General features: G+C 40.6%; 11 protein-coding genes and 1 tRNA gene. 11 read left to right on the top strand and 1 reads right to left on the bottom strand.

Going from position 1 to position 15,969, the window contains the following annotated elements:
* Positions 1-2 precede the first annotated feature (2 nt).
* The 11 genes from leuC (at position 3) to FJR77_RS08695 (ending at position 14,278) form a co-directional block, all read left to right on the top strand.
* Entirely contained in the window at positions 3-1,385 is a 1,383-nt protein-coding gene (gene leuC / locus FJR77_RS08745) for a 3-isopropylmalate dehydratase large subunit (RefSeq protein WP_140834445.1), read from the top strand.
* A 9-nt stretch (positions 1,386-1,394) separates the two neighbouring features.
* The gene (leuD, locus tag FJR77_RS08740; RefSeq protein ID WP_049539790.1) at positions 1,395-1,988 is read left to right on the top strand and encodes a 3-isopropylmalate dehydratase small subunit; all 594 of its coding nucleotides are present in this window, start codon (positions 1,395-1,397) and stop codon (positions 1,986-1,988) included.
* A gap of 27 nt (positions 1,989-2,015) precedes the next feature.
* Entirely contained in the window at positions 2,016-2,795 is a 780-nt protein-coding gene (locus FJR77_RS08735; RefSeq protein ID WP_049539789.1) for an L-threonylcarbamoyladenylate synthase, read from the top strand.
* A 199-nt stretch (positions 2,796-2,994) separates the two neighbouring features.
* On the top strand, positions 2,995-3,981 hold the full coding sequence (locus FJR77_RS08730; protein ID WP_140834443.1) for a GMP reductase: 987 nt from the start codon (positions 2,995-2,997) through the stop codon (positions 3,979-3,981).
* Positions 3,982-4,046: 65 nt separating this feature from the next.
* A tRNA-Arg gene (locus tag FJR77_RS08725) sits at positions 4,047-4,118 on the top strand.
* A 182-nt stretch (positions 4,119-4,300) separates the two neighbouring features.
* Entirely contained in the window at positions 4,301-4,999 is a 699-nt protein-coding gene (gene rnc / locus FJR77_RS08720; protein WP_000661487.1) for a ribonuclease III, read from the top strand.
* Positions 4,990-8,529 (top strand): chromosome segregation protein SMC, encoded by a 3,540-nt coding sequence (gene smc / locus FJR77_RS08715; RefSeq protein ID WP_140834441.1) that lies wholly within the window; start codon positions 4,990-4,992, stop codon positions 8,527-8,529. The genes rnc and smc overlap by 10 nt, the downstream gene beginning before the upstream one ends.
* Positions 8,526-9,320 (top strand): Cof-type HAD-IIB family hydrolase, encoded by a 795-nt coding sequence (locus tag FJR77_RS08710; RefSeq protein WP_140834438.1) that lies wholly within the window; start codon positions 8,526-8,528, stop codon positions 9,318-9,320. Before smc ends, FJR77_RS08710 begins: the two co-directional genes overlap by 4 nt.
* Complete coding sequence (locus tag FJR77_RS08705) at positions 9,320-10,138, top strand: Cof-type HAD-IIB family hydrolase (protein ID WP_140834437.1); 819 nt, start codon at positions 9,320-9,322, stop codon at positions 10,136-10,138. The genes FJR77_RS08710 and FJR77_RS08705 overlap by 1 nt, the downstream gene beginning before the upstream one ends.
* A gap of 3 nt (positions 10,139-10,141) precedes the next feature.
* Positions 10,142-11,425, top strand: coding sequence for a signal recognition particle-docking protein FtsY (gene ftsY, locus FJR77_RS08700; RefSeq protein ID WP_125451330.1), 1,284 nt, complete (start codon positions 10,142-10,144; stop codon positions 11,423-11,425).
* A gap of 33 nt (positions 11,426-11,458) precedes the next feature.
* On the top strand, positions 11,459-14,278 hold the full coding sequence (locus FJR77_RS08695) for a hypothetical protein (protein WP_140834436.1): 2,820 nt from the start codon (positions 11,459-11,461) through the stop codon (positions 14,276-14,278).
* Positions 14,279-14,348: 70 nt separating this feature from the next.
* On the opposite strand, the gene zwf is transcribed toward FJR77_RS08695, so the two are convergent.
* Positions 14,349-15,836, bottom strand: coding sequence for a glucose-6-phosphate dehydrogenase (gene zwf, locus FJR77_RS08690; RefSeq protein WP_140834434.1), 1,488 nt, complete (start codon positions 15,834-15,836; stop codon positions 14,349-14,351).
* Between the last annotated feature and the right edge of the window lie 133 nt (positions 15,837-15,969).

Here is a 15,969-nt window from a genome sequence, read left to right as displayed (position 1 = left end):
GGATGGCAGGAAAATCGATTTTTGATAAATTATGGGACCGTCATGTCATCACAGGAGAAGAGGGGCAACCCCAGCTCATGTATGTGGATCAGCACTATATTCATGAAGTGACCAGCCCTCAAGCCTTTCAAGGTTTGCGAGACGCAGGACGAAGATTGAGACGACCAGACTTGACATTTGGAACTTTTGACCACAATGTCCCGACGGTCAATATCTACGATATTCGAGATGTCATTTCTAAGGCACAAATTGATAAGCTAGCTGAAAATGTTGAGGAGTTTGGGATTGAACATGCGGCCCACGGTTCCGAAAAGCAAGGAATCGTTCACATGGTTGGTCCAGAAACAGGACGGACTCAACCAGGAAAATTCATTGTTTGTGGAGACAGCCATACAGCAACCCACGGAGCTTTCGGAGCAATCGCCTTTGGGATTGGGACTAGTGAGGTTGAGCATGTCTTCGCTACCCAGACCCTCTGGCAGGTCAAACCCAAGAAAATGCTGGTTGAATTCACTGGAGTTCCTCAAAAAGGAGTTTATTCCAAGGATTACATTTTAGCCTTGATTGCCAAGTACGGTGTTGCTTGTGGTGTTGGCTATGTAGTGGAATATCGGGGACAAGCGATTGATGCACTGAGCATGGAAGAGCGAATGACCATCTGCAACATGTCCATCGAGTTTGGTTCTAAGATGGGAATCATGAATCCGGACCAAACCACCTATGATTATCTAAAAGGACGGGAATGTGTTCCAAAGGACTTCGAAGAGGCTGTGGCGGATTGGAAAACAATTGTCAGTGATGAGGATGCCGTTTATGATAAGGTTATCCAGATGGATGTCTCAGGATTGGCTCCCATGGTGACCTGGGGAACCAATCCAGCTATGGGCGTTGACTTTGACAGTAGCTTCCCAGAAATTAAGGATATGAATGATGAGCGAGCCTACAATTACATGGACTTGGAGCCTGGTCAAAAGCCAGCTGATATTGAACTAGGCTATATCTTTATCGGTTCTTGTACCAATGCTCGTCTCAGCGACTTGCAACTGGCTGCGCGATTTGTTAAAGGGAAGAAAATAGCACCCAACTTAACGGCTATCGTGGTTCCGGGCTCTCGTCCTGTCAAACGAGCTGCTGAGAAGTTGGGCTTGGATAAAGTTTTCTTAGATGCTGGCTTTGAATGGAGAGACCCGGGTTGTTCCATGTGCCTAGGGATGAATCCTGACAAGGTACCAGATGGTGTCCACTGCGCTTCAACCAGCAACCGTAACTTTGAAGACAGACAAGGCTTTGGTGCTAAGACTCATCTTTGCAGTCCAGCCATGGCAGCTGCGGCAGCTATCGCAGGGCGATTCGTAGATGTTCGGCAAATGCCAGAAGCCCAGTAAGGAGAGGATATGGAGAAATTTACAGTTTATACGGGAACGACCGTTCCTCTTATGAATGATAATATCGACACCGACCAAATCCTACCCAAGCAGTTTCTCAAGTTAATTGATAAAAAAGGATTTGGTAAGTACCTTATGTATGCTTGGCGTTATCTAGATGATCTCTATACTGAGGATCCAGACTTTGTCTTTAACCGACCTGAATATCGCAAAGCCAGTATTCTCATTTCAGGGGATAACTTCGGCGCAGGGTCTTCGAGGGAACATGCAGCTTGGGCCTTAGCAGACTATGGTTTTAAGGTCGTGATTGCAGGATCTTTCGGTGACATTCATTACAATAATGAACTTAATAATGGCATGTTGCCCATTGTTCAGCCCAGAGAGGTTCGAGAGAAACTAGCCAACTTGAAACCAACTGATCAGGTAACTGTGGACTTGGAACAACAAAAAATCATCTCACCAGTTGGAGAATTCACTTTCGAAATCGATAGCGAATGGAAACACAAGCTCTTAAATGGTTTGGATGATATCGGTATTACTTTGCAGTATGAAGATTTGATTGCTACCTATGAAAAACACCGACCAGCCTACTGGCAGGATTAGAAGAAAATTAGAAAAGGAAATAGAATTATGACAAAACACATTCAATGGAACGGAACACTTTCACAAGAAGGCTATGACATTTTAAAAGGTGAGGGCGGTTGTATCGTTTGCCCTACCAAAGTTGGTTACATCATCATGACTAGTGACAAGGCAGGACTTGAGCGTAAGTTCGCAGCCAAAGAACGCAATCGTAACAAACCAGGTGTTGTTCTCTGCGGTAGCATGGATGAGCTTCGTGCTTTAGCACAACTCAACCCAGAAATTGAAGCCTTCTACCAAAAACATTGGAACGAAGATATTCTTCTTGGTTGTATCCTTCCTTGGAAACCAGAAGCCTTTGAAAAACTAAAAGCTTATGGGGATGGCCGTGAAGAACTCATGACTGACGTGCGTGGTACTAGCTGTTTTGTTATCAAATTTGGGAAAGCGGGTGAACAATTGGCTGCCAAACTTTGGGAAGAAGGCAAGATGGTTTATGCCTCATCTGCAAACCCATCTGGAAAAGGAAATCGTGGTAAGGTAGAAGGTATCGGAGAACGTATCGAAGGAGCAGTAGATCTTGTCATTGAAGCAGATGATTATGTGGCATCTATCCAACCTGACAAAACGATTGAAACACGCTATGAGCAAGGTGTGATGGTGTCTATGGTCGATAAAGACGGCAAACTCATCCCAGAACAAGGGGGAGCACGTTCAACTTCACCAGCTCCAGTTGTAATCCGCAAAGGGCTTGACATTGATAAGATTATGATGCACCTGTCAGACACCTTTAACTCATGGGACTATCGTCAGGGCGAGTATTATTAGGATAGAGAAGAAGTGTGGAGAAAATAATCTCTCCACTTTTTTGTCTTTGATATAAGTAAAAACCGAACAATATAATTTAAATTATAAAATTATTTGACAAAAACTGTACTTTGTTTTATAATAAATTAAGGAAACGTCGGAAAAGGCGTAGTGATGCGAGAGCATAGGTAGGTCATTACAAAAGAAACGAGACATCGATATGTTAAATGAATTTCCAATTTTTGATTACGAAGATATTCAATTGATTCCAAATAAATGTGTGATTAAAAGCCGTGCAGAAGCGGACACAAGTGTCACTCTAGGAAAGCACACCTTTAAACTACCTGTTGTGCCAGCTAATATGCAGACAATTTTGGATGAAAGTGTAGCAGAGCAATTGGCTAAAGGTGGGTACTTCTACATTATGCACCGTTTTGATGAGGCAGGACGTATTCCATTTATTAAGCGCATGCATGAGCAAGGGCTCATTGCTTCTATCTCTGTCGGTGTTAAGGATTATGAGTATGATTTTGTCAGCCAGCTCAAGGCTGATGCTCCTGAGTACATCACGATTGATATTGCCCATGGTCATGCGGATAGCGTGATTTCTATGATTCAACACATCAAGAAAGAATTACCAGATACTTTTGTTATTGCAGGAAATGTGGGAACACCAGAAGCTGTGCGTGAATTGGAGAATGCTGGTGCGGATGCGACTAAGGTTGGAATCGGTCCTGGTAAGGTTTGTATCACCAAGGTCAAGACTGGTTTTGGTACAGGTGGTTGGCAGTTGGCTGCTCTCCGTTGGTGTGCCAAGGCTGCACGTAAACCAATCATTGCAGATGGAGGAATTCGTACTCACGGCGATATTGCCAAGTCTATCCGTTTCGGTGCCAGCATGGTTATGATTGGTTCCCTCTTTGCAGGACACATCGAAAGTCCAGGGAAAACAATTGAAGTTGATGGTGAACAATTCAAAGAATACTACGGTTCAGCTTCCCAATACCAAAAAGGAGCTTATAAGAACGTGGAAGGAAAACGCATCTTGCTTCCTGCCAAAGGTCATCTGCAAGACACTTTAACTGAGATGGAACAAGACCTTCAAAGTGCCATTTCATACGCAGGTGGACGTCAGGTTGCTGACCTTAAACACGTTGATTATGTGATCGTGAAAAACTCAATCTGGAATGGGGATGCTTCCCACTAAGACGGGCTATCCGTCTAGAAAAAACTTGTTATTAGAGCAAATTTCTGTTATAATAAAACAGGTTTCCACCCTTAGTGTAATGGATATCACGTAAGATTCCGGTTCTTGAGATGGGGGTTCGATTCCCTCAGGGTGGATGTAAACATCCTAAAAAGCCTTTAATAGGGCTTTTTTCTTTATCCTGCCTCAAATTTTTCCCTAAAACTGAAAATCATATTCTATAGAATGCCCAAATCTCCTCCAGTCCCGTTTTAAAGTGACTCAGGGGGCTTTTTTTGATATAATAAAAAGGACTGTTATCAGTTAGAAAGAGGTTGGTATGAAAGAATTACAAACTGTACTTAAAAACCATTTTGCAATCGAATTTGCAGACAAAAACTTACTGGAGACTGCCTTTACTCATACGAGTTATGCCAATGAGCACCGCCTCTTAAAAATTTCACACAATGAACGCTTGGAATTTTTAGGAGACGCTGTTCTACAGTTATTGATTTCAGAATATCTGTATAAAAAATATCCTAAAAAGCCTGAGGGTGATTTGTCCAAACTCCGTGCCATGATTGTTCGCGAGGAGAGTTTGGCTGGTTTTGCGCGTGATTGCCAGTTTGACCAGTTTATCAAGCTGGGTAAGGGAGAAGAAAAATCTGGTGGTCGAAATCGTGACACCATTCTTGGCGATGCCTTTGAAGCCTTTCTTGGTGCCCTCCTTTTGGACAAGGATGTGGCCAAGGTCAAGGAATTTATCTATCAAGTCATGATTCCTAAGGTTGAAGCAGGCGAGTTTGAGATGATTACAGACTACAAAACCCATCTCCAAGAGTTACTTCAGGTCAATGGAGATGTGGCTATTCGTTATCAGGTGATTTCTGAAACGGGTCCTGCCCACGATAAGGTTTTTGATGTAGAAGTTCTTGTTGAAGGTAAGAGCATTGGTCAAGGTCAAGGCCGTTCTAAGAAATTAGCAGAGCAGGAAGCTGCCAAAAATGCCGTTGAGAAAGGGCTGGATTCATGTATTTAAAGGAAATCGAAATTCAGGGATTCAAGTCTTTTGCTGACAAGACCAAGGTCGTATTTGACCAAGGTGTTACGGCAGTTGTTGGACCCAATGGATCTGGAAAGTCGAATATTACAGAAAGTCTGCGTTGGGCTTTGGGAGAGTCTAGTGTCAAGAGTCTCCGTGGGGGCAAGATGCCCGATGTCATTTTTGCTGGAACTGAAAGTCGCAAACCGCTCAATTATGCTTCTGTAGTTGTGACTTTGGATAATAATGATGGATTTATCAAGGATTTAGGTCAAGAAATCAGGGTAGAACGCCATATCTATCGTAGTGGTGATAGCGAATACAAGATTGACGGCAAGAAAGTTCGTCTTCGTGATATTCATGATCTTTTCTTGGATACAGGTTTGGGACGAGATTCCTTCTCTATCATTTCCCAAGGGAAGGTTGAGGAGATTTTCAACTCCAAGCCTGAAGAACGCAGAGCTATTTTTGAAGAAGCTGCAGGAGTTTTGAAATATAAGACTCGTCGAAAAGAGACAGAGAGTAAACTGCAGCAAACTCAGGATAATCTAGATCGTCTAGAAGACATTATCTACGAGTTGGATAATCAAATCAAGCCTCTTGAGAAGCAAGCTGAAAATGCTCGTAAGTTTCTAGACTTAGAAGGTCAACGCAAGGCTATTTACTTGGATGTTTTAGTTGCTCAAATCAAGGAAAATAAGGCTGAACTAGAGTCGACAGAAGAAGAGTTGGCACAGGTTCAGGAACTCTTGACGAGTTACTACCAAAAGCGTGAAAAATTAGAAGAAGAAAACCAAACTCTTAAAAAGCAACGCCAAGATTTACAAGCTGAAATGGCCAAAGACCAAGGCAGTTTGATGGATTTGACCAGTCTGATTAGTGATTTAGAAAGAAAATTAGCCCTATCGAAACTGGAGTCCGAGCAAGTGGCCCTGAATCAACAGGAGGCACAAGCCCGTTTGGCTGCTTTGGAGGATAAGAGAAAGGCTCTAAATCAGGAAAAGGCTGAAAAAGAAGCGAACTTGGGACAATTAGAACACAATCTAATTCAAAATAATCAAAAACTCAATCGTTTAGAAGCTGAATTACTAGCTTTTTCAGATGATCCTGATCAGATGATTGAGCTCTTACGTGAACGCTTTGTAGCTCTTTTACAAGAAGAAGCGGATGTCTCAAACCAACTGACTCGTATTGAGAATGAGTTGGAAAATAGTCGTCAGCTTTCTCAAAAACAAGCAGATCAATTAGAAAAGCTGAAAGAACAGTTAGCTACAGCTAAAGAGAAGGCTAGTCATCAAAAAGAAGAGCTTGAAACTGCCAAGGAGCAAGTTCAGAAATTACTGGCCGACTACCAAGTCTGTGCCAAGGAGCAAGAGGAGCAGGAAACTTCCTATCAAACTCAACAAAGTCAACTCTTTGACCGTCTGGATAGTCTCAAAAACAAACAGGCTAGAGCCCAAAGTTTGGAAAATATCCTGAGAAATCATAGTAACTTTTATGCAGGTGTTAAGAGTGTCCTCCAAGAAAAAGACCGCCTTGGTGGGATTATTGGGGCAGTCAGTGAGCACCTGACCTTTGATGTGCATTATCAAACTGCGCTGGAAATCGCGCTCGGAGCTAGCAGCCAGCATATCATCGTGGAAGATGAAAACGCGGCAACCAAGGCGATTGATTTCCTCAAACGAAACAGAGCTGGTCGTGCAACCTTCCTTCCTTTGACCACTATCAAGGCGCGTACGATTTCTAGTCAGAACCAAGATGCTATTGCTACAAGCTCAGGTTTCCTTGGCATGGCAGATGAGTTGGTGACATTCGATACTAGACTGGAAGCTATTTTCAAGAACTTGCTAGCAACAACAGCTATTTTTGATACTGTAGAACATGCGCGTGCAGCTGCTCGACAAGTTCGTTATCAGGTTCGCATGGTGACATTGGATGGGACAGAACTTCGTACAGGTGGTTCCTATGCGGGTGGAGCTAATCGCCAGAATAATAGCATTTTCATCAAACCAGAACTGGAGCAATTACAAAAAGAAATTGCTGAAGAAGAAGCAAGCTTGCGTACAGATGAAGCGAGTTTGAAGAATTTGCAAGATGAGATGGTTTCATTGACAGAAAAGTTAGAGGCCATCAAATCTCAGGGAGAGCAGGCTCGTATTCAGGAGCAAGGCTTGTCCCTCGCTTATCAGCAGACTAGTCAGCAAGTTGAGGAACTGGAAACTCTTTGGAAACTCCAAGAAGAGGAATTAAATCGTCTTTCTGAGGGAGATTGGCAAGCGGATAAGGAAAAATGCCAAGAGCGCCTTACTACAATCGCCAGTGAAAAGAAAAATCTGGAAGCTGAGATTGAAGGGATTAAGTCTAACAAAAACGCCATCCAAGAACGCTATCAAAACTTGCAGGAAGAGCTAGCGCAAGCTCGCCTGCTTAAGACAGAACTGCAAGGGCAAAAACGTTATGAAGTGGCTGATATTGAGCGTTTAGGCAAGGAATTGGACAATTTAGATATCGAACAAGAGGAAATCCAGCGCCTTCTTCAAGAAAAGGTTGACAATCTTGAGAAGGTTGATACAGAGCTTCTAGCCCAGCAGGCCGAAGAAGCCAAAACTCAGAAAACAAATCTCCAACAAGGTTTGATTCGCAAGCAGTTTGAGTTGGATGATATCGAGGGTCAACTGGATGATATTGCCAGTCATTTGGAACAGGCTCGCCAGCAGAATGAAGAGTGGATTCGCAAGCAAACACGTGCTGAAGCCAAGAAAGAAAAGATCAGCGAGCGTTTGCGCCATCTACAAAGTCAATTAACAGACCAATATCAGATTAGCTATACTGAAGCTCTAGAAAAGGCGCATGAGTTGGAAAATCTCAATCTGGCGGAGCAAGAGGTTAAGGATTTAGAGAAGGCTATTCGCTCACTGGGTCCTGTCAATTTGGAAGCTATTGAACAGTACGAAGAAGTTCACAGCCGCTTGGATTTCCTAAATAGCCAGCGAGATGATATTTTGTCAGCGAAAAACCTGCTCCTAGAAACCATCACAGAGATGAATGATGAGGTCAAGGAACGCTTTAAATCAACCTTTGAAGCTATTCGTGAGTCCTTTAAAGTGACCTTCAAGCAGATGTTTGGCGGAGGTCAGGCTGACTTGATTTTGACTGAAGGAGACTTGCTGACAGCTGGGGTTGAAATTTCTGTCCAACCTCCAGGCAAGAAAATCCAGTCTCTCAACCTCATGAGTGGTGGGGAGAAAGCTTTGTCAGCTCTAGCCTTGCTTTTCTCTATCATTCGAGTTAAGACTATCCCGTTTGTTATCTTGGATGAAGTAGAGGCTGCGCTGGACGAAGCCAATGTTAAACGTTTTGGAGATTATCTCAACCGCTTTGACAAGGACAGTCAGTTCATCGTCGTAACTCACCGTAAGGGGACCATGGCAGCGGCTGATTCCATTTATGGAGTGACCATGCAAGAATCAGGTGTTTCAAAGATTGTTTCAGTTAAGTTAAAAGATTTAGAAAGTATTGAAGGATGACAATTAAACTAGTAGCAACGGATATGGACGGAACCTTCCTAGATGTTAATGGACGCTTTGATATGGACCGCCTCAAGTCTCTTTTAGTTTCCTACAAGGAAAAAGGGATTTATTTTGCGGTGGCTTCGGGGCGGGGATTTCTGTCTTTAGAAAAATTATTTGCTGATGTTCGTGATGACATTATTTTCATCGCTGAAAATGGTAGTTTGGTCGAATATCGAGGTCAAGACTTGTATGAAGCGACTATGTCTCGTGAGTTTTATCTATCAACTTTTGAAAAGCTGAAAATGTCACCTTATGTAGATATCAATAAATTGCTCTTGACTGGGAAGAAGGGCTCTTATGTGCTAGATACGGTTGATGCGACCTATTTGAAAGAGAGCCAGCATTATAATGAAAATATCCAAAAAGTAGCGAGCCTGGAAGATATCACAGATGATATTTTCAAATTTACAACCAACTTCACAGAAGAAACGCTAGAAGCTGGAGAAGCTTGGGTAAATGAAAATGTTCCTGGTGTTAAGGCCATGACAACTGGCTTTGAATCTATTGATATTGTTCTGGACTATGTCGATAAGGGAGTAGCCATTGTTGAATTAGCTAAAAAACTTGGTATCACAATGGATCAGGTTATGGCTTTTGGAGACAATCTAAATGACTTGCACATGATGCAGGTTGTCGGTCATCCTGTAGCTCCTGAAAATGCGCGACCAGAAATTTTAGAATTAGCAGAGACTGTGATTGGTCACCATAAGGACCAGTCGGTTATAGCTTATATGGAGGGCTTATAATGGCAGATATAAAATTGATTGCATTGGACTTGGACGGGACCTTGTTGACTACTGATAAAAGGCTGACGGATCGTACCAAGGCAACCCTGAAAGCTGCGCGTGATCGTGGTATCAAGGTCGTATTGACAACTGGTCGTCCCTTAAAAGCTATGGATTTCTTTCTCCATGAGCTAGGGACTGACGGCCACGAAGATGAGTATACCATTACTTTTAATGGTGGGTTGGTTCAGAAAAATACAGGTGAAATCCTTGATAAGACAGTCTTTTCATATGATGATGTGGCACGCTTGTATGAGGAAACAGAGAAATTATCACTGCCTCTTGATGCCATCTCAGAAGGAACTGTTTATCAAATCCAATCGGACCAAGAAAGTCTTTATGCCAAATTCAATCCAGCTTTGACTTTTGTTCCAGTTGACTTTGAAGACTTATCTAGTCAAATGACCTACAATAAGTGCGTGACTGCCTTTGCTCAAGAACCCTTGGATGCAGCCATTCAGAAGATTTCGCCAGAATTATTTGAACAATATGAAATCTTTAAATCACGTGAAATGTTGCTAGAGTGGTCACCAAAGAATGTACACAAAGCAACAGGTTTGGCCAAACTAATCAGCCATCTGGGAATCGATCAAAGTCAAGTGATGGCCTGTGGTGATGAAGCCAATGACCTTTCTATGATTGAATGGGCAGGGCTCGGTGTTGCCATGCAAAACGCTGTTCCTGAAGTCAAGGCAGTCGCAAATGTGGTGACTCCAATGACCAATGATGAGGAAGCTGTCGCCTGGGCTATAGAAGAATACGTGCTAAAGGAGAACTAAGATATGGGATTGTTTGACCGTCTATTCGGAAAAAAAGAAGAACCTAAAATCGAAGAAGTTGTAAAAGAAGCTCTGGAAAATCTTGATTTGTCTGAAGATACTGAGACTGCCCTTACAGAAGCTGAGGAAGTTTCTCAAGAAGAAGCAGAGGTTGCTGAAGAAGCTGTGCTTGAAGAAGAGGAAATCCAAGACACAGTTGAAGAAAATTATAATTCAGAGCCAGTTGCAGAAGTTCAACAAGAAGAAGTAGAAGAATTACCAAACTCAGAAGAAGTTCCAGAGGAAGAAAATCCTGAGTTCATAGAAGCTGCAGAAGAAAATAGTTCTGAAGTTCTTGAACCAGAAATTCCTCAAGCAGAAGAAACTGTTCAGGAAAAATATGACCGCAGTCTTAAGAAAACTCGTACAGGCTTCGGTGCCCGCTTGAACGCCTTCTTTGCTAATTTCCGCTCTGTTGACGAAGAATTTTTCGAGGAACTAGAAGAACTGCTCATCATGAGTGACGTTGGTGTCCAAGTAGCTTCCAACTTAACAGAGGAGCTACGCTACGAAGCCAAGCTTGAAAACGCCAAGAAACCTGACGCCCTTCGCCGTGTCATCATTGAGAAATTGGTTGAGCTTTATGAAAAGGATGGCAACTACGATGAAAGTATTCACTTCCAAGATGGCTTGACAGTCATGCTCTTTGTCGGGGTTAATGGTGTTGGGAAGACAACTTCTATCGGGAAACTAGCTCACCGCTACAAACAAGCAGGTAAGAAGGTCATGCTGGTTGCGGCAGATACCTTCCGTGCAGGAGCAGTAGCCCAGCTAGCTGAATGGGGCCGACGAGTAGATGTTCCAGTAGTGACTGGACCTGAAAAAGCTGATCCAGCTAGTGTAGTCTTTGATGGCATGGAACGTGCAGTGGCTGAAGGTATCGATATTCTCATGATTGACACCGCAGGTCGTCTGCAAAATAAGGATAACCTCATGGCTGAGTTGGAAAAGATTGGTCGCATCATCAAACGTGTTGTGCCAGAAGCACCGCATGAAACCTTCTTAGCACTTGATGCATCAACAGGTCAAAATGCTCTTGTACAGGCCAAAGAATTTTCAAAAATCACTCCTTTAACAGGAATTGTCTTGACTAAGATTGATGGAACTGCCCGAGGTGGTGTGGTTCTAGCTATCCGTGAAGAACTCAATATTCCTGTAAAATTGATTGGTTTTGGTGAAAAAATCGATGATATTGGAGAGTTTAACTCAGAAAACTTTATGAAGGGTCTCTTGGAAGGCTTAATTTAATATTTTGATTTTTAAAAATGTGGAGATATATTTATGAAATATATTAGTTGGAATAAAATTACCAAAGTTAGCTTGACAGGTTTATTAATATGTGGGGCAACTTTATGTGAAAATGCTCAAGCTGAAGAGAATTATACCTATTCGGGTGTAACGGAAAATTTAATTAATACTACTGTCGATGTTGACCCACCTGAATTTGTATCTCTAACTTCAGATAAGACAGAAGTGAGATCAGGTGAGCGTGTTAATTACACTCTAAAAGCACATGATAAGGGCAAATTAACTACCGCTACAATTGTTTTAAAAAATGATGAAAACGGGAAAATAAAAGCACTATATGCAGATTCTCCAACTTCAGATGGTACTTTCTCTTTTACCTTAGAAGTTGATGAAAAATTATCTAGTGGTATATGGAGGATAAATGGGATCACTTTACGAGATGATTCTGATAATTATGTAGATATAGATGGTGAAGATGCATTGGCACTATATAGTACACCTCTAAAAGTAGAAAATAATGTTACTGTCGATGTTACCCCGCCTGAATTTGTATCTCTAGCTTCAGATAAGACAGAAGTGAGGTCAGGTGAGCGTGTTAATTACACCCTAAAAGCAAAAGATAACGGCAAATTAACTACCGCTACAATTGTTTTAAAAAATGATGAAAACGGGAAAATAAAAGCACTATATGCAGATTCTCCAACTTCAGATGGTACTTTCTCTTTTACCTTAGAAGTTGATGAAAAATTATCTAGTGGTATATGGAGGATAAATGGGATCACTTTACGAGATGATTCTGATAATTATGTAGATATAGATGGTGAAGACGCATTGGCACTATATAGTAAACCATTGAAAGTAGGTGAATCAAGTTTAAATAATGTTGCAAATAATCTTCAACCAGACACAGAAGCACCTAAATTAATTTCAATTAAGTTAAATCAGGCAAGCGCTACGGAACATGATGTTGTAACCTATACAGTAGATGCAAGCGATAATAGACAATTAGATTCAGCTTACTTGACAATTCGTTCAGTGTCTTCTCCTTCTAAGTATGAAATATTAACAGGAAAATTAAATAAAGAAGGTCAGTTTATTTTTAGGTATCAAGTAGATGAAAATACTTTTCCAGGTGACTGGCAGATCAGTAGCTTATCTATTTATGACAAGGCAAAAAATATTTCAGAGTATGATTCTGAGAATATTCCTAAAGAATCTTCTCCGATTTTAACTATTTCAAGTAATCTTCAACCAGACACAGAAGCGCCTAAATTAATTTCAATTAAGTTAAATCAGGCAAGCGCTACGGAACATGATGTTGTAACCTATACAGTAGATGCAAGCGATAATAGACAATTAGATTCAGCTTACTTGACAATTCGTTCAGTGTCTTCTCCTTCTAAGTATGAAATATTAACAGGCAAATTAAATAAAGAAGGTCAGTTTATTTTTAGATATCAAGTAGATGAAAATAGTTTCCCAGGTGACTGGGAGATAAGTAGATTAGCTATTTATGACAAGGCAAAAAATATTTCAGAGTATAATTCTGAGAATTTACCTAAAGAATCTTCTCCGATTTTAACTATTTCAACTAATCTTCAACCAGACACAGAAGCACCTAAATTAATTTCAATTAAGTTAAATCAGATAAGCGCTACGGAACATGATGTTGTAACCTATACAGTAGATGCAAGCGATAATAGACAATTAGATTCAGCTTACTTGACAATTCGTTCAGTGTCTTCTCCTTCTAAGTATGAAATATTAACAGGCAAATTAAATAAAGAAGGTCAGTTTATTTTTAGATATCAAGTAGATGAAAATAGTTTCCCAGGTGACTGGGAGATAAGTAGATTAGCTATTTATGACAAGGCAAAAAATATTTCAGAGTATAATTCTGAGAATTTACCTAAAGAATCTTCTCCGATTCTAAGAGTAGCTAATAGAAGGGAAATTTCATCCCTAGATTCGATTAATAGTGAAAAAGAGTCAAAAAATGATGCTAATATATTACCAACAGACTCATTATCAAATAACCAGCCAATAGATGAAAGTGTAATTTCTGCTCAATCTACGGATAAGACTAGCAATGAAAATATAAATACTGCTCAATCTACGGATAAGACTGACAGTGAAAATTCAACTTCTGCTCAATCTACGGATAAGACTGACAATGAAAATATAAATACTGCTCAATCTACAGATAAGACTGACAGTGAAAATTCAACTTCTGCTCAATCTACGGATAAGACTGACAATGAAAATATAAATACTGCTCAATCTACGGATAAGACTGACAGTGAAAATTCAACTTCTGTTCAATCTACGGATAAGACTGACAGTGAAAATTCAACTTCTGTTCAATCTACGAATAAGACTAGCAATGAAAATTCAACTTCTGTTCAATCTACGGATAAGACTAGCAATGAAAATATAAATACTGTTCAATCTACGGACAAGACTGACAGTGAAAATTTAACTTCTGTTCAATCTACGGATAAGACTGACAGTGAAAATTCAACTTCTGTTCAATCTACGGATAAGACTAGCAATGAAAATATAAATACTGTTCAATCTACGGATAAGAATAATAGTGAAAGTATAAACATGGATTTATATGTTCAGGATGCATTACAAAATAATGGATTTAGTCCATATGGTGAAGGTAATTTGTTTGAAAATGCTAATTCTGATATGATTGAAAAAAATAATGAATTAAAGATTCATCAATATCCAAAAAGAATTGAAAGAAATTTGCCTAAAACAGGTAATAAATTATTTTCAGTTTTATCTATACTTGGTGCTATAAATTTGCTGTTAATTTTATTAAGAATATTAATGAAAACTTTATGAAGGGTCTCTTGGAAGGCTTAATCTAATCAGAAGCAAAAATCCTGCAAGGTACAAACTTGCAGGATTTTTTTTATTCTAAACGACCATCTTGACGATAGGCGATATCTGGTTGCCAAGTCCATTTGGCACCGAATTTTTCAAGTAAGTCAAAGCTAGCTTGAGGTCCCATGCTTCCAGCTTTATAGTCATGAAGTGGGGCACCATTTTCGGCCCAGAGATCTTCGATACGGTCAATTAATTTCCATGACGCACCAACTTCATCCCAGTGGCTAAAGTTAGTTGAGTTGTTATTTAGGACATCATAAATCAATTTCTCGTATGGTTCTGGAGAAGCACCAGTTGCGGTCGCATCTGTACGGTAATCGAGTGAGTTAGGAGCCAAGTTGAATTCTTCTCCTACTTGCTTCCCATTTAGGCTAAGAGAGAATCCTTCTGTTGGTTGGATATAGATGGTTAAAATGTTTGGAGCAAGTGGCTCACCAAAGATAGAGTCCATTTGTTTAAAGACGATGTTGACATGAGTTCCTTTTTCAGTCAGACGTTTACCAGTACGGAAGAAGAAAGGAACACCACGGAAGCGATCGCTGTCTACAAAGAAGGCACCAGATGCAAAGGTTTCAGTTGTTGATTCTGGATTAACATTTGGCTCGCTACGATAAGAAATGTATTTCATGCCATCAATCTTACCTGAACGGTATTGACCACGGATAAAGTGTTCTTTAAGTTCTTCATCAGTTGGGTGATAGAGGTTTTTAAAGACCTTAATCTTTTCGGCACGAATCTCGTCCTTTGTGAAGCTGGCTGGCTTGTCCATGGCAAGGAGGGAAAGCAATTGTAGAGTATGGTTCTGTACCATGTCACGGAGGGCGCCAGATTCATCATAGTAGCCACCACGTTCTTCTACACCCAAGCGCTCCGCAAAGGTAATTTGAACATTGTCGATAAAGTCTTTGTTCCAAACGTTTTCAAAAATCAAGTTGGCAAAGCGAACTGCAAAGATGCTTTGGATCATTTCCTTACCAAGATAATGGTCGATACGGAAAATTTGTTCTTCGTCAAATGTTGCTAGGAGCTCGTCATTCAACTTGCTTGCGCTTGCGTAATCTGTACCAAATGGTTTTTCAACGATTAAACGTTCAAAACCTTTACCATCTACAATGTTTTCGGACTTGAGGTGTTTTGCGATAGTTCCAAAGAACTGAGGTGCCATAGACAAGAAGAAGAGCTTGTTGTCTTCAGCTTGGTACTTGTCATTGAGTTCAGCCTGCAATTGACGTAAAGCAATGTAGTGCTCTGTATCATTGACATCATGACTTTGATAGTAGAAGTGGCTAGCGAACTCTTGAGCCTGTTCGGTACTATCTGCCAAATCAAGGATAGATTCGACAACAACAGATTCAAAATATTCCTTGCTCCAAGGACGACGGGCAGTTCCAATAACTGCAAAGTGCTTGGAAAGATTGCCGGATTTATATAGTCTAAAAAGGGAAGGGTAGAGCTTGCGTTTAGCCAGGTCTCCACTCGCACCGAAAATTGTAACAATAACCTTAGATGACATCTAGCTACCTAATTTCTATTTTTATTCCTAGTCTTGCTAGGTATGAGAAAATCTCATTTCATAAACTTAATTCTAACATAATTTTCCGAAAAATCAAAAAATCCAATACGAGATAGAAAAAAACTGCAAGGAA

Source organism: Streptococcus shenyangsis (assembly GCF_006385785.1).
In the GTDB taxonomy this organism is placed as follows: domain Bacteria; phylum Bacillota; class Bacilli; order Lactobacillales; family Streptococcaceae; genus Streptococcus; species Streptococcus shenyangsis.
Note: the sequence above shows the minus strand (reverse complement) of the source record. Positions and strands in the feature narration are given on the sequence as shown.

Coding starts and splice junctions, on each gene's coding strand:
- leuD (WP_049539790.1), top strand. CDS start 1,395: ATGGAGAAATTTACAGTTTATACGGGAACGACCGTTCCTCTTATGAAT.
- FJR77_RS08735 (WP_049539789.1), top strand. CDS start 2,016: ATGACAAAACACATTCAATGGAACGGAACACTTTCACAAGAAGGCTAT.
- FJR77_RS08710 (WP_140834438.1), top strand. CDS start 8,526: ATGACAATTAAACTAGTAGCAACGGATATGGACGGAACCTTCCTAGAT.
- FJR77_RS08705 (WP_140834437.1), top strand. CDS start 9,320: ATGGCAGATATAAAATTGATTGCATTGGACTTGGACGGGACCTTGTTG.
- leuC (WP_140834445.1), top strand. CDS start 3: ATGGCAGGAAAATCGATTTTTGATAAATTATGGGACCGTCATGTCATC.
- smc (WP_140834441.1), top strand. CDS start 4,990: ATGTATTTAAAGGAAATCGAAATTCAGGGATTCAAGTCTTTTGCTGAC.
- rnc (WP_000661487.1), top strand. CDS start 4,301: ATGAAAGAATTACAAACTGTACTTAAAAACCATTTTGCAATCGAATTT.
- FJR77_RS08730 (WP_140834443.1), top strand. CDS start 2,995: ATGTTAAATGAATTTCCAATTTTTGATTACGAAGATATTCAATTGATT.
- FJR77_RS08695 (WP_140834436.1), top strand. CDS start 11,459: ATGAAATATATTAGTTGGAATAAAATTACCAAAGTTAGCTTGACAGGT.
- ftsY (WP_125451330.1), top strand. CDS start 10,142: ATGGGATTGTTTGACCGTCTATTCGGAAAAAAAGAAGAACCTAAAATC.
- zwf (WP_140834434.1), bottom strand. CDS start 15,836: ATGTCATCTAAGGTTATTGTTACAATTTTCGGTGCGAGTGGAGACCTG.